This window comes from Streptomyces malaysiensis subsp. samsunensis (assembly GCF_024519315.1).
Taxonomy (GTDB): Bacteria; Actinomycetota; Actinomycetes; order Streptomycetales; family Streptomycetaceae; genus Streptomyces; species Streptomyces malaysiensis.
In genome coordinates this window covers 86797-106471 of record NZ_JANIIC010000014.1, presented here as the reverse complement: position 1 = coordinate 106471, position 19675 = coordinate 86797, and the positions used below count along the sequence as shown (strand labels likewise).

Below are 19675 nucleotides of genomic sequence, written 5' to 3'. Positions count from 1 at the left end.
GAAGGTCCTGGGCGGCAACACCGCGAAGGTGATGGCCGACCATCTCGACCTGCACACCGTCGGCGATCTGCTGCACCACTATCCGCGGCGGTACGCGGAGCGAGGTGAGCTGACCCGGCTGTCGGACCTGCCCCTGGACGAGCATGTGACCGTGGTGGCGCAGGTGGCCGACGCCCGGGTGCATACGTTCAACGGCGGCCGGGGCCGGCGGCTGGAGGTCACCATCACCGACGGCAGCGGCCGTCTCCAGCTGGTCTTCTTCGGCAAGGGCGTTCACAAACCGCGGGCCGAGCTCCAGCCCGGCACCCGTGCGATGTTCGCCGGGAAGGTCTCGGTCTTCAACCGCAAGCGTCAGCTGGCCCACCCGGAGTTCAAGGCGCTGGGCGAGGGGAGCGGCGCGGAGACCGTGGAGGCGTTCGCCAATCAGCTGCTGCCGCTGTACCCGGCGTGCAAGCAGATGGAGTCCTGGCAGATCCAGCAGGCCATCGACACAGTGCTGGGCCCGGCCGGCCATGAGGAGGCCGCGCTGGCCGGGCTGGTCGACCCGCTGCCCGACGGGCTCCGCGAGGGCCGGGGGCTGGCCACGCTCCCCGAGGCGCTGCGCAAGATCCACCGGCCGGTCACCAAGGCCGATATCGCGATGGCCCGGGACCGCCTGAAGTGGGACGAGGCGTTCGTCCTCCAGGTGGCGCTCGCCCGGCGGCGGCGGGCCGACGCCCAGCTGCCCGCGGCGCCCCGCAAGCCCGCCCCGGACGGGCTGCTGACCGCCTTCGACGCCCGGCTGCCGTTCACCCTCACCGAGGGCCAGCGCCGGGTGAGCGAGGAGATCTTCGCCGACCTGGCCACCGACCACCCCATGCACCGGCTGCTCCAGGGCGAGGTCGGCTCCGGCAAGACCATGGTCGCGCTGCGGGCGATGCTAGGCGTCGTGGACGCCGGGGGACAGGCGGCGATGCTCGCGCCCACCGAGGTGCTCGCCCAGCAGCACCACCGCTCGATCACCGAGATGATGGGCGAGCTGGCCAGTTGGGGGCTGTGGCGCGAAGCGCCTGCGCAGCAGGGAGGCGATGGGGAACGGGAAGGCGGCGTGGAGCAGGGCACCAAGGTGGTGCTGCTCACCGGCTCCATGGGCGCCGCGGCCCGCCGGCAGGCGCTGCTGGACCTGGTCACCGGCGAGGCCGGGATCGTGATCGGCACCCATGCCCTGATCGAGGACAAGGTCCAGTTCCACGATCTGGGGCTGGTGGTCGTCGACGAGCAGCACCGCTTCGGGGTCGAGCAGCGCGACGCCCTGCGCTCCAAGGGCAAGCAGCCCCCGCATCTGCTGGTGATGACGGCCACCCCGATCCCGCGCACCGTCGCCATGACCGTCTTCGGCGACCTGGAGACCTCCGTCCTGGACCAGCTGCCCGCGGGCCGCTCCCCGATCGCCTCCCATGTGGTGCCCGCCAAGGACAAGCCGCACTTCCTCAGCCGCGCCTGGGAGCGGGTGCGCGAGGAGGTGGCCGCCGGGCACCAGGCGTATGTGGTGTGCCCCCGGATCGGGGACGAGGGCGGCGACGAGGGGGAGGAGCCCAAGGGCGCGGCCCGCCCGTCCCCCGAGGACGAGGCCGAGAAGCGGCCGCCGCTGGCCGTCGTCGACATCGCCGAGCAGCTCACCAAGGGCCCGCTGGGAGATCTGCGGGTGGAGGTGCTGCACGGGCGGATGCAGCCCGAGGCCAAGGACGAGGTGATGCGCCGCTTCGCCGCGGGCGAGGTGGACGTCCTGGTCGCCACGACCGTCATCGAGGTCGGGGTCAACGTCCCCAATGCCACCGCCATGGTGATCATGGACGCCGACCGGTTCGGCGTCTCCCAGCTGCACCAGCTGCGCGGCCGCGTCGGCCGGGGCTCGGCCGCCGGGCTGTGCCTGCTGGTGACCGACATGCCCGAGGGCAGCCCCGCCCGGGCGCGGCTGGGCGCGGTCGCGGCCACGCTCGACGGCTTCGAGCTGTCCCGGATCGACCTGGAGCAGCGCCGGGAGGGCGATGTGCTCGGCCAGGCCCAGTCCGGGGTGCGCTCCTCGCTGCGGGTGCTCGCCGTCATCGACGACGAGGAGGTGATCGCGGCGGCCCGGGAGGAGGCGGCCGAGATCGTCGCCGCCGACCCGGAGCTGGCCGGATATCCGGAGCTGCGCACGGCGCTTGACGCCCTGCTGGACAAGGATCGCGAGGAGTTCCTCGACAAGGGCTGAGCCCGCGTACGGGAGCGCGGCCACCGCACGCCGCCGTACGCCATATCGTGGAGGTGCGGCGGCCCCGCCCGGACGGGCGCGCGGTGCGCCGTTGCCCCGACCACCGTGAAGGACTGCCACCAACCATGACCCGCGTGATCGCCGGAGCGGCCGGCGGCCGGCGCCTGGCCGTGCCGCCGGGAAACGGCACCCGACCCACTTCGGACCGGGCGCGCGAGGGCCTGTTCTCCACCTGGGAGTCGCTGCTCGGCTCGCTGGACGGGGCCCGCGTCCTCGACCTCTACGGCGGCTCCGGCGCGATCGGCCTGGAGGCGCTGTCCCGCGGCGCCGCCCACGCGCTGCTGGTCGAGTCCGACCCGCGGGCGGCCCGTACGATCCGTCAGAACGTCCGGGCGCTCGGTCTGCCGGGCGCGGAGCTGCGCACCGGCAAGGCCGAACAGACCATCGCCGGACAGGCCCCGGTCACCGGCCCGTACGACGTCGTTTTCCTGGATCCGCCCTACGCGGTCACCGACGCCGAACTCCGCGAGATCCTCCTCACACTCCTGGGGAAGGGCTGGCTAGCTCCCGAAGCGCTGGCCACCGTTGAGCGGAGCACACGAGGTGGGGAGTTCGTGTGGCCTGCCGGATTCGAGGGGCTTAGGGCCCGTCGCTACGGCGAGGGCACGCTTTGGTACGGTCGCGCCGCCTCCACGTGCGAGAACGCGTCATGACCGGACCCGAGAGCGAGGAACTTCCGTTGCGCCGCGCAGTCTGTCCGGGGTCGTTCGACCCCGTCACCAATGGACACCTCGACATCATCGCCCGTGCCTCCAAGCTCTATGACGTCGTGCACGTAGCCGTGATGATCAACAAGTCCAAGCAGGGCCTGTTCACGGTGGAGGAGCGGATGGATCTCCTCCGCCAGACCACCGAGGAGTACGGGAACGTCAAGGTGGAGGCGTTCCACGGCCTTCTTGTCGACTTCTGCAAGCAGCGGGACATCCCCGCGATCGTCAAGGGGCTGCGGGCCGTCAGCGACTTCGACTACGAGCTCCAGATGGCCCAGATGAACAACGGCCTCTCCGGCGTGGAGACGCTGTTCGTGCCCACCAACCCCACCTACAGCTTCCTCTCCTCCAGCCTGGTCAAGGAGGTCGCGGCCTGGGGCGGCGACGTATCCCATCTGGTGCCGCCGGTGGTCCTGGAGGCGCTCTCCGAGCGGCTCGGCCGGAAGTAGCGGCTGACGGGGCATCAGCGGCTGTCCGGGAGGGGCCCGCTGGCCGTACAGTCGTCCCGTTCGTATCCCGTATCCATCCGTATCCAGACAGTCTGCGAGCACCCACAGTGGACGTGCAGAAGAAGCTCGACGAGATCGTCGATACCGTCGGCGGCGCCCGGTCCATGCCCATGTCGGCCTCGTGCGTGGTCAACCGCGCTCAGCTGCTCGCCATGCTCGAAGAGGTGCGCGCCGCCCTCCCGGACTCCCTGGCCCACGCCCAGGAGCTGATCGGCGGCCGGGACCAGATGGTCGAGCAGGCCCGCCAGGAGGCCGAGCGGATCATCGAGTCCGCACACGGCCAGCGCGCCTCGCTGATCTCGGACACCGAGCTGGTGCGGAAGTCCCAGGAGGAGGCCGACCGGATCCTCGCCGAGGCCCGCCGTGAGGCCGAGGAGATCCGCGTCGAGGCCGACGACTATGTGGACAGCAAGCTGGCCAACTTCGAGGTCGTGCTCACCAAGACCATCGGCTCGGTCGACCGCGGCCGGGAGAAGCTGCTCGGCCGCGCCCCCGGCGTCGGGGACGGCCTCGAGGAGCCCGACGAGGGCCCGGAGCGCAGCGCGGACCCCACGACCCTGCGGGAGCGCGCCGACGAGTACGTGGACACCAAGCTGGGGGCCGTCTCGGCGGTCCTGGCCAAGACGCTGGAGGCGGTCGGCCGGGGCCGCCAGAAGCTGCTCGGGGCCAGGCCCGCCGATGAGCTCGGTGCCCATATGGCTGCCCAGGACGAGGCCGGGATGGCCCTGCGGACCACCGACGACGACTATCTGGCGGACCTCGCCCAGTCCCAGGCGGCCGTCGCCCAGCCCGTGGCCCAGCCCGACCAGGCGGCCGCCGACGCCGCGTACTACGCCGCCACCGCGGCCTACCAGCAGCAGGACGCGTACGGCTATCAGCAGCAGACCTACCCGCAGCAGGACCTCTACGCCGCGCAGGGCGGCTATCAGCAGGACGCCTACGCCTGGCAGCAGCAGGCCCAGGGCCAGGGCTACGACCCGAACGCGGCCTATGTGCCCCAGCAGCCCCAGGAGCTGCCGCACCACCATCAGCAGCAGCCGGGCGCCGCGCTCGACGAGACCAGCCTGTTCGACACGAGCATGATCGACCTCGATCAGCTCCGCCAGTACGAGCAGGGCCGCTGAGCCCGCTCCCCGCCAGGCCGCCGGAACCCCGTCCCCACCGGGCGGATTGGGTCTACGGCGGCCTGTCCAGTATCCTGGCTCTTCGGTCGCGTGTACGTCCGCGATCTCGGCTGCCCGATTCGTAGTGGATGATTCGGGTGGCCCGCCACAGCGTAGAAAGCAGGAAGCCCTGAACGCCCGCCTCGACCATCGCGCCCCTCTCGTGTTCGACACGCGCGAGCTGGGCCGGCGTCCTGGTGCGCTGAAAAGGATCTCCCGTTCCGTGGTGGCGCCCAAGGACCTCGGTATCGAGGTCATCGGGGTGCGGGAGGGCGCGACCGTCGAGCTGGACCTCCGCCTGGAGTCGGTCATGGAAGGGGTGCTTGTCACAGGCACCGCCCGTGCACCGCTGACAGGGGAGTGCGTAAGGTGTCTGGAGCCGCTGGAGCGAGAGCTCGAAGCGGACTTCCAGGAGATGTACTCCTACCCCGACGCCGACGACCGGAGCCGCGACGCGGACACCGGCGACGACGCCGAGGAGGAGGACAGGCTCTTCCTCGAGGCCGACCTGTTCGACCTCGAGCCCGTGCTGCGCGACGCGGTGGTGCTCGCACTGCCGTTGCAGCCGGTGTGCCGGGAGGACTGCCCCGGGCTGTGCGCCGAATGCGGCGCCCGGCTCGCGGACGACCCCGGCCACCACCACGACGCCGCCGACATCCGGTGGGCGGCATTGCAGGGACTCGCCGAGGCCATGAGGGACGGCGAGAAGGACAACGCACCCCGCAGGCGCGGGGATGACCCACAGGAGAAGTAGCCGTGGCTGTTCCGAAGCGGAAGATGTCGCGCAGCAACACGCGCCACCGCCGGTCGCAGTGGAAGGCTGCGGTCCCCACCCTGGTGGCGTGCGAGCGCTGCCACGAGCCGAAGCAGCAGCACATCGCGTGCCCGAGCTGCGGCACCTACAACCGCCGCCAGGTCCTCGAGGTCTGATCGGCGGGTGACAGGCTCTATGTCAGACGCCACTACGCCCCCGCGTAAGCGCGGTGAAGCGTCCCAGGCGGACACGGCCTCGTCTCACACGATCCTGGAAGGGCGGCTCGGGTACCAGCTCGAGTCCGCCCTTCTGGTGCGTGCGCTGACCCACCGCTCCTTCGCGTACGAGAACGGCGGGCTGCCCACCAACGAGCGGCTGGAGTTCCTCGGGGATTCCGTGCTCGGCCTGGTGGTCACCGATACGCTGTACCGCATCCACCCCGACCTGCCCGAGGGCCAGCTGGCCAAGTTGCGGGCCGCGGTGGTCAACTCGCGCGCGCTCGCCGAGGTGGGCCGCGGCCTCGACCTCGGCGCCTTCATCCGGCTCGGCCGGGGTGAAGAGGGCACCGGGGGCAGGGACAAGGCTTCCATCCTCGCCGACACCCTTGAAGCGGTGATCGGCGCGGTCTATCTCGACCAGGGGCTCGATGCCGCCGCGGAGCTGGTGCACCGGCTCTTCGACCCGCTGATCGAGAAGTCCTCGAACCTCGGCGCCGGCCTGGACTGGAAGACCAGCCTCCAGGAGCTGACCGCCACCGAGGGCCTCGGGGTTCCGGAGTACCTGGTCTCCGAGACAGGTCCTGACCACGAGAAGACCTTCACGGCTGCCGCCCGCGTCGGTGGTGTCGCGTACGGCACCGGCACCGGCCGCAGCAAGAAGGAAGCCGAGCAGCAGGCGGCCGAGGCCGCCTGGCGCGCGATCCGCGCGGCTGCCGACGAGGCCCAGGCGAAGGCCCAAGCGGCCGACGCCGAAACCGCCACCACGGCGGCGGACGGCGGAGCCGCCGCCGACACGGCCTCCACGGCACACTGATCGCCCTTCCCCGCACCGCCATGTCCGTACGTCCGTAACGCCTCTCACCGCCCCCGCGGCGGACGGCCCGCCCGGCCGTTCCGCCCGGGGGCGGTGAGGGCTCGAGGCCGAGGAGGCCCCCCTTGCCCGAGCTGCCCGAGGTCGAGGTGGTCCGCCGCGGACTGGAGCGCTGGGTCAGCGGCCGTACGGTCGCCGAGGTCCAGGTGCTGCACCCCCGCGCGGTCCGCCGTCACCTCGGCGGCGCCGAGGACTTCGCGGCCCGCCTCAGGGGCCGCCGCACCGGGGTCGTCCGCCGCCGCGGCAAGTACCTGTGGCTGCCGTTCGACGACGACGCGGCCGCCGAGTCGGTCCTGGCCCATCTCGGGATGAGCGGGCAGCTGCTGGTCCAGCCGGCCGAGGCCCCGGACGAGAAGCATCTGCGCATCCGGGTCCGCTTCGCCGACGACGCGGGCACCGAACTGCGCTTCGTCGACCAGCGCACCTTCGGCGGGCTCTCGCTGCACGACACGGTCCCCGGCGACCTGGAGGGGCTGCCGGACGTCATCGCGCATATCGCCCGCGACCCGCTGGACCCCGCCTTCGACGAGACGGCCTTCCACACCGCGCTGCGCCGTCGCCGCACCACGATCAAGCGCGCACTGCTGGACCAGTCGCTGATCAGCGGGGTCGGCAACATCTACGCCGACGAGGCGCTGTGGCGCGCCCGGCTGCACTACGACCGGCCGACGGCGACCCTCACCCGCCCGCGCTCCGCCGAACTCCTCGGCCATGTGCGCGAGGTCATGACCGCCGCGCTGGCCGTCGGCGGCACCAGCTTCGACAGCCTCTATGTGAACGTGAACGGCGAGTCGGGGTACTTCGAGCGCTCCCTGGACGCGTACGGCCGGGAGGACGAGCCGTGCCGCCGCTGCGGCACCGCGATGCGCCGCCGCCCCTGGATGAACCGCTCCAGCTACTTCTGCCCGCGCTGTCAGCGCCCGCCGCGCCCGGCCACCGCGGACCGTCCGGCGTCCCGCGCGGCCGCCGCCTCGCCGCTCCCGGCGCGCCCGGTGTCGTAGCGCTCCTGGGCCGTCAGCACCTCGGGCATCCGGTCCTCGACCAGATAGATCAGGGCCAGCAGCCGCTCGGCGACCGCGCTGCCCAGCGGGGTCAGCCGGTAGTCCACCCGGGGCGGGTTGGTCGGCTGGGCCTCGCGGTGCACCAGACCGTCGCGCTCCAGCGCGTGCAGCGTCTGGGACAGCATCTTCTCGCTGACGCCGTCGACCCGCCGCCGCAGCTCGTTGAAGCGGAAGGTGCCCTCGTGGAGCGCGCCCAGGATGAGGCCGCCCCATTTGCCGGTGACGTGCTCCAGCGTGCCGCGCGAGGGGCAGGCGCGGGCGAACACGTCGAAGGCCAGGTTCTCCGCGTCCGTCGTGGAGGACGCTCCGCCAGTGCGTTCACTGTCCATGCACAACACCATACGCGCACTCAGCGCTGACTCCAGGGCTGCGCTTTCGCATGGTGAGTGTGCTGCTCGTGGCGGGCGCATACGAAGCCCGGGACGTATCGATACACCCCGGGCTTCGTATATGAGCCGGATGCGGAGGTCCGCTCAGGGGGTCAGTAGCCGAAGAAGTGACCCGCCGGGTCTTTGACCTGCGGTCGCTTAACCGATCAACGCTGTGACCTGCGACTGAGCCGTCAATGGTTGTCAGCGTTGGTCGTCGTTGAGCACCCTTTCACGGCCCCGTAACGGCCCGAGCCTGCCCACGCGGGTGGTGGGAGAGAGTTTGAGGTCTGGTGATCTGCGGGGCGAGAGCATGAAAGGGGGCCATTACACTTGTACCAATGGAGAGGGATGGAATCCCTCACCGCTCTTGTGGTCACTCGGCCCCCTTTCTTGCTCTCGGAGGGGCCCCGCTGATCAGCAGACCTTAAAGTCTCTCTCAGCGCCCGCCCCGGCCACCCACACACCCCACCACCCATCCGCCTCAGCCTCCCCTGCCGCCTTCGGGTTCTCGGCGGGCGTGGTGTTGCCCCCATGGGCCCGTGTGCGTCCGGGCTGCGCCCCTCGTGGTTGGTTGCTGCTGGTGGGTGTGGCTGCGGTGGCGTGGTGTGTCGTGGTGGTGGGGTGACTGCTCGGTCCGGCGCCGTTCTTAGGCGGACAAAGCGTGAGGGTCACCCCGTGGCGACTTCAGGTGGCGCGGGGCCGGGGGCCGGGCGGAGCGGGCCGGAGGCAGGAGCGGCGCCCGAGTCCCCGTGCCCGCGCCGGCCCGTGTGACGGGCCGGTGGGGTGTGATCCGTAGCGGCGGCTGTCAGGCCGTTGGCCAGCGCGCCGGATGCCCAGGGGGCAAGAGCACCCGCCGACCGCAGAACACCGAGCCGACAGCACGAAGGCCCGTCCGCGTGCTCGCCGGCATCGAACGGGCCTGCTGGCCATAGCGCTCTCACGACGTCCCGGTTGGGCAGTCTTCGATCATCCCGACCAGGGTCCGACTGGTTCCGCAGTAGCGGCCCCCTCTCACGCGGGAGCTCCCGGAGGGTTCCCCACCCTTCCCCGCCCGAAGGGTGGGGCTTGATGAGGTAGAGAAATCCGTAACGGCTCACGCTGAGTCACGCGTCGAAGTCGTACTCCAGGATGTAAGAGGCTGCATCGAGAGTCATTTCGTTGATCTCTACAGGGCGCCCCTCGTCTGCGAAGGCGGTTCGGCACACGAGGATCACGGGTGTGCCTGGAGAGAGGTTGAGTTGATCCGTCTCATCCTTCGCGGGCATGCGGGAACGGATCTCTTCGCGGAAGTGCACGGGCTTGTAGCCGAGTTCAGCGAGCCTCGCGTACGTGCCTCCCGGGCCGGTGTTCTCCTCCGTGATCGATGAGCCTGCCACTACTGACATGGGTAGATAGCTCGTGGCGAGCAGGACGGGTTTCCCGTCCAGAACGAAGCGCCTACGCCGCACACACACTGTGTCCTCAGCGGACAGGTCCAGGACGCCCCCAACATGATCGGGAGCGGGCTCTTCCGACACTGTCACCCGGTCCACGACAAGCGCGCGGTTCTCGACGTCGGCTGACCAGATGGACTTGCCGTTGCCCCACTGCTGCTGAGACAGGCGCTGAATGCCTCGACGTCTCAGTGGGCGGAACGATCGGACGAATACGCCAGCACCTTTGCGTGACTCGGCAACACCCTCGTCTTTGAGCACACTCAATGCCTGACGGGCGGTCATGCGCGCCACCCCGTGGGCGGCCATCAGCTCGTTCTCCCCTGGGAGCCGATCACCGGGACCGTATTCGCCCGACTGGATCGCCCCACGCAGGGAGTCAGCGATCCGCTGGTACTTCGGCCGACGGTCGTCGTCGGTGGTGGCCATTCGAACGCCTCCTCTCTTCTCTAGACAGCCTAGGCCATGGGTCAACGTGTCGCCTTGTGCGAGTAGCCAAAATCCGGCCTCGACCAACATCTCTATACAGACCGCTTGACATCTCTATACACGTTGCCTTCCAATAGAGATGTCTAGAGAGGCTGCCTGACTGTGCCTCGCGCATAGACACAAGGCGGGGCGACGCTCCACCGCCAAGCAGATGCGTCGCCCCTGATCCCCGAAGGGAAGTTCCATCATGCCTGCTTCTGCTCTCACCGTGTGTGTCTCCTTGCAGCGTGGTTGCCCTGTCTGCACCGAGACGCAGTGCGCCGACCCGGCAGAGTGCCTGTACTTCCTGACCTCCCGCCCGTGGGCCGACTGCAACACGTGCGCCGGATCCGGATGGGGCAGTGAGGCCACGCCCGTCCACGACCCGATGTCGATCTTCTGCCTCGACTGCTCCGGCTCTGGCCTGATGGAGCACAACCCCCGCTCGATCTTCCCGGACGAGATCAGCGACAACGCCCGGACCCGCCTCACCGGCTACGTGGACCACCTCATGGTCCGGCTCGCCGACACCACCCCCGCCCCGGCGCCGTTGGTGGTGGCTGCGTGACCTACTTCGGGGACCCCCAGCACGCGGCCGAAGTTGCCGACGAGGAACGCACCGAGCAGATCGCCGCATGGCTGGACCGTCACGACATCCGGCCGCACACCGAGTTCTTCGCCGTGGTCGATGACGCGCTCTACGCCGAAGAGGACGCCAAGCTGTTCGGCACCTACCCGCCCCTCGGGCACGGCTACCCGAGGGAGGCCCACCAGTGACGGTCTTCCCCGTCGCCCCGGAGGCCGTGGCTGACGCTGCGGTCTCCTTGGGCACCGACCCCATCACCCTCGCCGACACGCTCAGGGTCACGGCCGGACCCGGGTTCGATCGCTGGCAAGAGCAGATCAAGCGCAACGGCGGTTGCTCCGACCCGATCCACCTCCAGGGCCTGACCACCACCCGTGACGCCCGTACCGGGGATGTCCTGTACTCCTACAGCACCGAGGGGGAGCCGGGCGGACGACTCCGCGTCGCTTGCGGCAACCGCCGGGCTTCCCGCTGTCCTTCCTGCGCCTGGACTTACGCGGGCGACACCTTCCACCTGATCCGCGCGGGCCTGACAGGAGACCTGAACAAGGGCGTCTCCGCCCGGGTGCGTACCCACCCGAAGGTGTTCGCCACCCTGACCGCCCCGTCCTTCGGTCCGGTCCACAACCGCCCCACCTCCGGCCGCTGCCGTTGCGGCACCCCGCATCCCGAAGGAGCCCCCGAACTGGGCACGGCACTGGACCCGGGCCGGTACGACTACGCGGGCGCGGTCCTGTGGAACAACCACGCGGGGGATCTGTGGCGGCGCTTCACCATCTACCTGCGCCGGGAGCTCGCCACCCGCGCGGGGATGTCACAGAGCGCGCTGGGGGAGGTGTGCCGGGTCTCCTTCGGCAAGGTGGCCGAGTACCAAAAGCGCGGAGCGGTCCACTTCCACGCCATCGTGCGCCTCGACGGACCGGGAGGGGCGGACGACGCCCCGCCGGCATGGGCGAGTGCGGGCCTGCTGTCGGACGCCATCACCGCCGCCGCTGCCCGCGTCTCCGTCCCCCTGCCCGCCGCCGGCGCCCATCCTGCCCGTGTGCTCCGCTGGGGTGACCAGGTGGACGTACGGCCCATCGGTATGGACGACGGCCAGGAACTCACCGAACAGGCCGTTGCCTCGTACGTGGCCAAGTACGCCACCAAAGCGGCCGAGACCACCGGCACCGTGGACCGCCGCATCGGCGAACTCGCCGAACTGGACAAGCTGACCGACCTGCCCACCCACACCCGCCGCCTGATCGAAGCCTGCTTCGACCTGGACGACCACTACCCGGACCGCAAGCTCTGGCAATGGGCCCACATGCTCGGCTTTCGGGGCCACTTCTCCACCAAGAGCCGCCGCTACTCCACCACCCTCAGCGCACTGCGCCAGGTCCGCGCCGACTTCCGCGCACGCCAGGAACGCCGCGAACGGGGTCTGCCCGACCCTGACGACACCCCGGAGGGTTCCACGCTGGTCATGTCCCACTGGACCTACGCCGGACACGGCCACACCCCCGGTGAATCCTGGCTCGCCGCCACCATCGCCCGGGAGCTCCGTACCAACCGTGAGACCGCCCGTGAGGCACTGGCCGACCTCGACGCAGAGGGGGAGTGGTGACCATGGCCCGACCGCTCCCTGAACGCTTCCTGACCCCGGTAGACCTGGCCGATCTGGTCGGCGTACCCGTCGAAACGGTCTACCAGTGGCGCCGCAAAGGTACCGGTCCACGCGGTTTCCGGGTCGGCCGACACCTGCGCTTCGACCCGGAAGACGTCCGCCGCTGGATTGCTGACTTGATGGAAGGGGCCGCCTGATGGCCGGGCACATCCAAGACCGCTGGTACAAGACGGTCCCGGGTCCAGACGGCAAACCCGTCAAGGTCAAGACCGACCGGTACGGCGTCGGCATGCGCTACCGCGCCCGCTACGTCGGGCCCGATGGCACCGAGAAGAGCCAGTCATTCCCGGACAAGCAGAAGCGCAAGGCTGAAGCGTGGTTGAACAACGTCGAGGCCGACATGTCCCGGGGCGACTACATCGACCCATCGGCGGGACGGGTGACCTTCGCGCAGTACGTGAGCACGTGGCTTGCCACCCAGACCACCGATCCGGCCACCCGTGAGTCTGTCGAGAGTCGGCTACGCCTGCACGCGGTGCCCTACCTGGGGACACGACCCTTGGCGTCGTTCCAGCCCTCGCACATACGGCTATGGATGCGCACTCTGGAGGATGCGGGCCTTGCGGCTGGTTATCGTCGGGGGATCTTTGCGCACGTCTCCACAGTCTTCACGGCTGCCGTGGAAGACCGGATCATCAGGGACAACCCGTGTCGGTCCCGGTCGGTCAAGGCGCCCCGACTGGACCCACGCAAGGTCAAACCGTGGACGGTCGAGCGCGTCAGGGCGGTCCAGGATCAGCTACCTGACCGGTATCGGGAGCTGATCGAACCGGCCGTTGGTTGCGGGCTGCGACAGGGTGAGGTGTTCGGCCTGGCGGTGGAAGAGGTGGACTTTCTTGGGGGAGTCGTTCACGTCGTCCGTCAGGTCAAGCTGCTCCGTGGTCGGTCGGTGTTCGCTCCTCCGAAGGGCGGCAAGATCCGTGACGTGCCGCTACCTGAGTCGGTCGCGTTCGCTCTGGCCGGGCACATCACGCGGTATCCGCCCGTCGCGATCACTTTGCCCTGGAAAACGCTCGATGGACCGCCTGTCACGGCAACGTTGATCTTCTACGGTCCCGCCGGGCTGCCGCTCAACCGGAACCGGTTCAACGATCGCGTCTGGCGCCCGACGCTGCGAGCAGTCGGCGTAGAGCCCGACCGTGAGCATGGCATGCATGCGCTACGTCACTTCTACGCCTCGGTGCTTCTCGACGCAGGGGAGAGCATCAAGGCTCTGAGTGAGTACCTGGGGCACCACGACCCCGGATACACCCTCCGGACGTACACGCACCTGATGCCCTCCAGTGAGACCAGGACCCGGGCCGCCGTTGATCGCGTCCTTGGAGACGGGGGCCGTGTGAATGACGGCCCCGACACGGCCCAGACGACCTGGTAAGCCTCTGACCTGCATCTATCTCAATAGCCGAAGTCCTGGGTCCACCAGGGGCCGCCGGTGCCGAAGTGCGCGCCGACGCCCAGCCGCTTGAACGAGCAGTTGAGGATGTTTGCCCGATGGCCGGAGCTGTTCATCCAGGAGTCCATCACGGCCTGTGCGTCCGACTGGCCGCGGGCGATGTTCTCCCCGCCCAGGTCCAGGATGCCCGCGCTCTCGGCACGGTCCCAGGGGCTGTCGCCGTCGGGGCTGATGTGGTCGAAGAACTGGCGCAGGGACATGTCCTCGCTGAAGTCCTCGGCCAACTGGGCGAGTTTGGAATCGGCCGTCACGGGGGCGCAGCCGACCTTCTTGCGCTCCTTGTTGACGAGGGTGAGGACCTCGGCCTCCGAGGCGGCCTCGGGACCGGCCGACTCCGCCGGGGGCTCCGGCGCGGTCGGCTCCGTGGTGGGGGTACCGGACGGCTTCCCTTGGCCGTGGCCCTTCGAGCCGCCGTTGCCGTTCCCGTTCCCGTTGTTGCCCTTGCCGTTTCCCTTGCCGTTCCCGCCCTGCCGGCCGTTCCCGGGCGGCTCGGAGGCGCTCGGCTGCTCCGGGGGTGTGGTGGAGGGCGTCCCGGAGGGCTTGGAGGGGGTCGTGGAGGGAGTTGTGGAGGGTGCGTGAGCGCGGTCGTCACCACGGCTGGGAGGAACCGTGCTGCGATCGGTGGGGGCCGCGGACTGCGAGCCCTGTGTCTCCAGGCCGGAGTCGGTGGGACCCCCCGCCTGGACCTGTCCGGCGGAGTCATTGCCCCCGCCGATCTTGTAGGCGTTTCCCGGACCGAGTCCGGAGGCCATCGCCACGGCGCCGACCGCGACAGCGGCGGACACGCCCAACAGTCCGGTCCGGACCGGAGCGAGGGGGCTCCGGTGCGGTCCCCGGTGGCGGCCCGCGAGGGCCTCCTGCACCGGGATACCGGGGGCAGATCGTCGATGGCGGCCCATCTCCTGCCTTCCTCGTGTGCTCGGCGTCAAAAGTCGCTCGAAATGTGTCACTCGTGTGCGCGAGCCATGTATCACTCGTGTGGGTGAGTCCTGTTGAGCCGGGACTGTACGCCATTCGGGCCCCAACGCGCCTGCCCACTGGGCAATTCGATGGTTTAGCGGCTGCTCGCGCGGGGGGTTAGCGTGCGCATATGAACGAAAGAGTCCGCCTCACCGTGTGGGTGCGCGGCCGTGTCCAGGGCGTCGGCTTCCGCTGGTACACCCGGGCCAACGCGCTGCGTATCGGGGGCCTCGTCGGCTTTGCTTCCAACCTCTCCGACGGGCGGGTGCAGGTGGTCGCGGAGGGCCCGCGTACGGAATGCGAACAGCTGCTCGAATGGCTCAGGGACGGCGACACGCCCGGGAAAGTCGAGGGAATCACCGAGATCTGGGACACACCTCGCGGTGGCTATGAGACCTTCGAGATCCGTTGATCAACTCGCCGGAGGCACCTTCCGCGGTGCCCCGCTGACCATGCCTTCCCTGCGCACGGTGAGCAGAAATGGGCTGATGGTTGCCAACGGCGCCGCTCCATGGAAGGCTGCCGTCACACGGAAGATCCCCCGACTGTCATGGGTCCTTTGGAGAGGGGCGGCAGAGTTCGCCGCCAATGTGCTCTCGACCCCTGCGACCCCGTCGGCGTGTGATCGTGTTGACCCTCAAACCAATTGGTGAGACGCTGGAAGCCCCGCGCACCTTAACTGTTTGCCACCCAGCACGGTAGTAATTCGGCAGGCATCGCGGGTGCAAATCCCTCACGACCCACACCGCTTCGGTCGGTCACTCAGTGTGGAGGACCATCCATCATGGCAAAGGCGCTTCTCGGTTACGTCGGCGGTTCCGACCCCCGAGTCCTCTCCGAGATGCGACGGCTTCAGCAGCGCGTCCAGGATCTTGAATCCGAGCTCGTTCGGATTCAGGCCGAGAACGACGCACTGTCCGCCGCCGCTCGTCACGGCGACTCGCTGCTCGAAAGCATCGACGTATCCCAGGCGGAGCCTGCGCTCGCCTGACCCAGCCCAAGGGCCGGTCGGGCTGCATCGTCAGCCGCTTGAGAATCTTCAAGGGACGCCTCGGCGTCCCTTCGTCGTATCCCCAGTGTGCCTCCGAGCCACCCTTACCGACTGATGTGCCCCTCTCTCCCAGCGGTGAAACCGATCATTGCTGAAACCGAGAAAAAGCCGGGGCGGGTGCGCGGCACCACCGTTATGGGACGGTGCCGGAGGAAGGGTGGCGGGTAGAGTCCAAAGGCGTGCACCTCAAGAGCCTGACCCTGCGAGGGTTCAAATCCTTCGCCTCCGCCACGACGCTCCGGTTCGAGCCGGGTATCACCTGCGTCGTCGGCCCCAATGGCTCGGGCAAGTCCAATGTCGTGGACGCCCTTTCCTGGGTCATGGGCGAACAGGGTGCCAAGTCCCTGCGCGGCGGGAAGATGGAGGACGTCATCTTCGCCGGGACCACCGGCCGTCCCCCGCTCGGCCGCGCCGAGGTCTCGCTCACCATCGACAACGCCGACGGCGCGCTGCCCATCGACTACGCCGAAGTCACCATTACCCGGATCATGTTCCGCAACGGCGGCAGCGAATACCAGATCAATGGGGATACCTGCCGGCTGCTCGATATCCAGGAACTGCTCTCCGACTCCGGCATCGGCCGTGAGATGCACGTCATCGTCGGGCAGGGCCAGCTCGACGGGGTGCTGCACGCCGACCCCACCGGCCGCCGCGCCTTCATCGAGGAGGCCGCGGGCGTCCTCAAGCACCGCAAGCGCAAGGAGAAGGCGCTGCGCAAGCTGGACGCGATGCAGGCCAACCTCGCCCGCGTCCAGGATCTCACCGACGAGCTGCGCCGCCAGCTCAAACCGCTCGGCCGGCAGGCCGCGGTGGCCCGGCGGGCCGCCGTCATCCAGGCCGATCTGCGCGACGCCCGGCTGCGGCTGCTCGCCGACGACCTGGTCACCCTGCGCGAGGCGCTGCGCGCCGAGATCGCCGACGAGGCCGAGCTCAAGCGGCGCAAGGAGACCGCCGAGACCGAGCTGCGCACCGCACAGCAGCGCGAGGCGGCGCTGGAGGAGCAGGTGCGGCGGCTCGCGCCCCGGCTCAGGGACGCCCAGCAGACCTGGTACGAGCTCTCGCAGCTCGCCGAGCGGGTGCGCGGCACGATCAGCCTGGCGGACGCCCGGGTCAAGAGCGCCACCTCCGCCCCCGGGGAGGAGCGGCGCGGCCGCGACCCGGAGGACATGGAGCGCGAGGCGGCCCGCATCCGGGAGCAGGAGGCCGAGCTGGAGGCAGCCCTGGAGGCGGCGAGCCGCGCGCTGGACGACACCGTGGAGCACCGGGCCGAGCTCGAGCGGAGCCTGGCCCAGGAGGAGCGCCGGCTCAAGGACGTGGCCCGCGCCATCGCCGACCGCCGCGAAGGGCTCGCCCGGCTCCAGGGCCAGGTGAACGCGGCCCGCGGCCGGGCCGGTTCGGCGCGTGCCGAGATCGAGCGGCTGGCCGCCTCCCGCGATGAGGCGCAGACCCGGGCGACCGCAGCGCAGGAGGAGTACGAGCAGCTCAAGGCGGAGGTCGACGGACTCGACGCGGATGACGCGGAATTGGCGGAGCGCCACGAGGCCGCCAAGCGTGAGCTGGCCGAGGCGGAGGCGGCGCTGAGCGCGGCCCGCGAGGCCGCGACGGCCGCCGAGCGCGAGCGCGCCGCGACCTCCGCCCGCCATGACGCCCTCGCCCTCGGTCTGCGCCGTAAGGACGGCACGGGCGCCCTGCTGGCCGCCGCCGGCCGCCTCAGCGGACTCCTGGGCCCCGCCGCCGAACTCCTCACCGTCACCCCGGGCTTCGAGGTCCCCGTCGCCGCGGCCCTGGGCGCCGCCGCGGACGCGATCGCCGTCACCGGCCCCCGCGCGGCGGCCGAGGCCATCCGCCTCCTCCGCGCCGACGACGCCGGCCGCGCCGCGCTCCTCCTGACCACGGCCGCTGCCGGTCGTGCGGAGTTCCCAGCTGACGCCGACCGAGCGGCGTCCCCGGCCACCGCCTCGGAGCCGGACGGCCCCGCCGCACCGCACACCGCTCCCGGCGAGCCCGCACCGGACGGCGCCGCCGCCGTGCCGGGGGCGCGGGCCGAGGGGAGCGCGCCGGGCGAGCCGGGTCGGTCGGCCCCGCCGGGATCGGTCACCACCCCGGCGGCGCCGGGCTCGGTCGTTCCCCAGTTCGATCCGGAGCCCGGTACCACGGTCGTCGCCGCCGGGGGGCCGTCCGAGCCGTCCGTCTCCACGCGGGTGCCGCACCCCGCGGGGAGCGCGCCGGACGGTGGGGAGCGGGACCCGGGGCGCGAAGGGCCGCCGCGGGTGGCGGACTTGGTGGATGGACCCGCGGCGCTGCTGCCCGCCGTACGGCGGCTGCTCGGCGGCATGGTGGTGGTCGGGACCCTGGAGGAGGCCGAGGAACTGCTCGTGCGGCGGCCGGAGTTGACGGCCGTGACCGCCGAGGGAGATCTGCTCGGGGCGCACTTCGCGCAGGGCGGCTCCGCCGGGGCGCCCACGCTGCTGGAGGTGCAGGCGTCCGTCGACGAGGCGGCGGCTGAGCTCGAGCGGCTCGCCGTACGGTGCGAGGAGCTGGCCGGGGCGCAGCGCGCGGCTAAGGAGCGGCGGGCCGAGTGCCTGGCGCTGGTCGAGGAGCTCGCGGGCCGCCGGAGCGCGGCGGACCGGGAGAAGTCGAGGGTCGCGCAGTCCCTGGGCCGGCTGGCCGGGCAGGCGCGCGGGGCCGCCGGGGAGGCCGAGCGGTCGGCCGCGGCCGTCGCCAGGGCCGAGGAGGCGCTGGAGCGGGCCACCGAGGAGGCCGAGGAGCTGGCGGAGCGGCTGGCGGTGGCGGAGGAGGAAACCGCCGCGGGTGAAGGGGGTGCGGAGGAGCCCGACACCTCCGTACGGGACCGGCTGGCGGCCGACGGCGCCAACGCCCGGCAGACCGAGATGGAGGCGCGGCTCCAGGTCCGTACGCATGAGGAGCGCGTCAAGGGGCTCGCGGGGCGGGCCGACGCGCTCGACCGGGGTGCGCGCGCCGAGCGTGAGGCCCGGGCGCGCGCCGAGGAGCGGCGCGCCCGGCTGCGCCATGAGGCCGAGGTGGCCTCCGCGGTGGCCTCAGGCGCCCGTCAGCTGCTCGCGCATGTCGAGGTGTCGCTGGTGCGGGCCGAGCGGGAGCGGGACGCCGCGGAGCGTGCCAAGGCCGACCGCGAGCGGGAGCTGGACGCCGCCCGCGGCCATGGGCGTGACCTCAAGAGCGAGCTGGACAAGCTGACCGACTCGGTGCACCGGGGCGAGGTGCTGGGGGCGGAGAAGCGGATGCGGATCGAGCAGTTGGAGTCCAAGGCGCTGGAGGAGCTGGGCGTCGAACCGGCCGGGCTGATCGCCGAATACGGCCCGGACCAGCTGGTTCCGCCGTCCCCGCCCGCCGAGGGCGAGGTGCTGCCGGAGGACCCGGAGCATCCGCGCAACCAGCCGGTGCGCTATGTGAGGGCGCAGCAGGAGAAGCGGCTGAAGGCCGCGGAGCGCGCGTATCAGCAGCTGGGCAAGGTCAATCCGCTGGCGCTTGAGGAGTTCGCGGCGCTGGAGGAGCGGCATCAGTTCCTGAGCGAGCAGCTGGAGGACCTCAAGAAGACCCGGGCCGATCTCCTCCAGGTGGTCAAGGAGGTCGACGAGCGGGTCGAGCAGGTCTTCACCGAGGCGTACCGGGACACCGCCCGCGAGTTCGAGGGTGTGTTCTCGCGGCTGTTCCCGGGCGGGGAGGGGCGGCTGGTGCTGACCGACCCCGACAACATGCTGACCACGGGCGTGGATGTGGAGGCCCGGCCGCCGGGCAAGAAGGTCAAGCGGCTGTCGCTGCTCTCGGGCGGTGAGCGTTCGCTGACCGCCGTGGCCCTGCTGGTGTCGATCTTCAAGGCCAGGCCGAGCCCGTTCTATGTGATGGACGAGGTCGAGGCGGCGCTCGACGACACCAACCTCCAGCGGCTGATCCGGATCATGCAGGAGCTCCAGGAGGCTTCCCAGCTGATCGTGATCACCCACCAGAAGCGCACGATGGAGGTCGCGGACGCGCTGTACGGCGTCTCCATGCAGGGCGATGGCGTCTCGAAGGTCATCAGCCAGCGCTTGCGGTGACCGTTTCAATACTTGAAGTCAAGACATTGCTG

At 70.5% G+C, this 19675-nt stretch carries 19 protein-coding genes; 16 read left to right on the top strand and 3 right to left on the bottom strand.

Annotated features, from left to right (window positions below):
- Positions 1–31 precede the first annotated feature (31 nt).
- The 8 genes from recG to mutM all read left to right on the top strand — a co-directional run bounded on the left by recG (position 32) and on the right by mutM (position 7519).
- Entirely contained in the window at positions 32–2233 is a 2202-nt protein-coding gene (recG, locus tag NQU54_RS14680) for an ATP-dependent DNA helicase RecG (RefSeq protein WP_257631489.1), read from the top strand.
- A 125-nt stretch (positions 2234–2358) separates the two neighbouring features.
- Positions 2359–2946: a 16S rRNA (guanine(966)-N(2))-methyltransferase RsmD gene (gene rsmD, locus NQU54_RS14675; RefSeq protein WP_167503486.1), complete on the top strand. Its 588-nt coding sequence runs from the start codon at positions 2359–2361 to the stop codon at positions 2944–2946.
- Complete coding sequence (gene coaD, locus NQU54_RS14670) at positions 2943–3452, top strand: pantetheine-phosphate adenylyltransferase (protein WP_069866482.1); 510 nt, start codon at positions 2943–2945, stop codon at positions 3450–3452. Before rsmD ends, coaD begins: the two co-directional genes overlap by 4 nt.
- 107 nt (positions 3453–3559) lie before the next feature.
- The gene (locus NQU54_RS14665; protein ID WP_257631444.1) at positions 3560–4636 is read left to right on the top strand and encodes a cell division initiation protein; all 1077 of its coding nucleotides are present in this window, start codon (positions 3560–3562) and stop codon (positions 4634–4636) included.
- A 202-nt stretch (positions 4637–4838) separates the two neighbouring features.
- Positions 4839–5429 (top strand): YceD family protein, encoded by a 591-nt coding sequence (locus NQU54_RS14660; RefSeq protein WP_232564737.1) that lies wholly within the window; start codon positions 4839–4841, stop codon positions 5427–5429.
- A gap of 2 nt (positions 5430–5431) precedes the next feature.
- On the top strand, positions 5432–5605 hold the full coding sequence (rpmF, locus tag NQU54_RS14655; protein ID WP_009714764.1) for a 50S ribosomal protein L32: 174 nt from the start codon (positions 5432–5434) through the stop codon (positions 5603–5605).
- Between the two features lie 19 nt (positions 5606–5624).
- Positions 5625–6461 carry a ribonuclease III gene (gene rnc, locus NQU54_RS14650; protein WP_079259113.1) on the top strand — a complete coding sequence of 279 codons (837 nt, stop codon included), beginning with the start codon at positions 5625–5627 and terminating at the stop codon, positions 6459–6461.
- A 122-nt stretch (positions 6462–6583) separates the two neighbouring features.
- A complete protein-coding gene (gene mutM, locus NQU54_RS14645) occupies positions 6584–7519 on the top strand; it encodes a bifunctional DNA-formamidopyrimidine glycosylase/DNA-(apurinic or apyrimidinic site) lyase (protein WP_257631443.1) in 936 nt (311 codons plus the stop codon).
- Here the strand turns inward: mutM and NQU54_RS14640 are convergent.
- The gene (locus tag NQU54_RS14640; RefSeq protein WP_257631442.1) at positions 7432–7908 is read right to left on the bottom strand and encodes a winged helix-turn-helix transcriptional regulator; all 477 of its coding nucleotides are present in this window, start codon (positions 7906–7908) and stop codon (positions 7432–7434) included. The two genes, mutM and NQU54_RS14640, sit on opposite strands and share 88 nt — an antisense overlap.
- 1145 nt (positions 7909–9053) lie before the next feature.
- Positions 9054–9812, bottom strand: a complete 759-nt coding sequence (locus NQU54_RS14635; RefSeq protein WP_257631441.1) for a GntR family transcriptional regulator — start codon at positions 9810–9812, stop codon at positions 9054–9056.
- A gap of 247 nt (positions 9813–10059) precedes the next feature.
- On the opposite strand from NQU54_RS14635, the gene NQU54_RS14630 reads away from it, so the two are divergent.
- Genes NQU54_RS14630 through NQU54_RS14610 form a run of 5 tightly spaced genes read left to right on the top strand, consistent with a single transcriptional unit; the run spans position 10060 to position 13478 of the window.
- Positions 10060–10419 carry a hypothetical protein gene (locus tag NQU54_RS14630; RefSeq protein WP_257631440.1) on the top strand — a complete coding sequence of 120 codons (360 nt, stop codon included), beginning with the start codon at positions 10060–10062 and terminating at the stop codon, positions 10417–10419.
- Positions 10416–10628: a hypothetical protein gene (locus NQU54_RS14625; protein WP_257631439.1), complete on the top strand. Its 213-nt coding sequence runs from the start codon at positions 10416–10418 to the stop codon at positions 10626–10628. The genes NQU54_RS14630 and NQU54_RS14625 overlap by 4 nt, the downstream gene beginning before the upstream one ends.
- Positions 10625–12043, top strand: a complete 1419-nt coding sequence (gene repSA, locus NQU54_RS14620; RefSeq protein WP_372505882.1) for a replication initiator protein RepSA — start codon at positions 10625–10627, stop codon at positions 12041–12043. The genes NQU54_RS14625 and repSA overlap by 4 nt, the downstream gene beginning before the upstream one ends.
- A gap of 2 nt (positions 12044–12045) precedes the next feature.
- The gene (locus NQU54_RS14615; protein WP_257631438.1) at positions 12046–12240 is read left to right on the top strand and encodes a helix-turn-helix transcriptional regulator; all 195 of its coding nucleotides are present in this window, start codon (positions 12046–12048) and stop codon (positions 12238–12240) included.
- Complete coding sequence (locus tag NQU54_RS14610; RefSeq protein WP_257631437.1) at positions 12240–13478, top strand: tyrosine-type recombinase/integrase; 1239 nt, start codon at positions 12240–12242, stop codon at positions 13476–13478. Before NQU54_RS14615 ends, NQU54_RS14610 begins: the two co-directional genes overlap by 1 nt.
- A gap of 20 nt (positions 13479–13498) precedes the next feature.
- Here the strand turns inward: NQU54_RS14610 and NQU54_RS14605 are convergent, their stop codons facing one another.
- On the bottom strand, positions 13499–14341 hold the full coding sequence (locus NQU54_RS14605; RefSeq protein ID WP_257631436.1) for a CAP domain-containing protein: 843 nt from the start codon (positions 14339–14341) through the stop codon (positions 13499–13501).
- A 305-nt stretch (positions 14342–14646) separates the two neighbouring features.
- Here NQU54_RS14605 and NQU54_RS14600 point away from each other — a divergent pair, with 305 nt between their 5' ends.
- The 3 genes from NQU54_RS14600 (at position 14647) to NQU54_RS14590 (ending at position 19643) form a co-directional block, all read left to right on the top strand.
- Complete coding sequence (locus NQU54_RS14600) at positions 14647–14928, top strand: acylphosphatase (RefSeq protein ID WP_079259117.1); 282 nt, start codon at positions 14647–14649, stop codon at positions 14926–14928.
- Between the two features lie 372 nt (positions 14929–15300).
- Positions 15301–15507, top strand: a complete 207-nt coding sequence (locus NQU54_RS14595) for a hypothetical protein (protein WP_069866466.1) — start codon at positions 15301–15303, stop codon at positions 15505–15507.
- 239 nt (positions 15508–15746) lie between these two features.
- Complete coding sequence (locus tag NQU54_RS14590) at positions 15747–19643, top strand: SMC hinge domain-related protein (protein WP_257631435.1); 3897 nt, start codon at positions 15747–15749, stop codon at positions 19641–19643.
- Positions 19644–19675 lie beyond the last annotated feature (32 nt).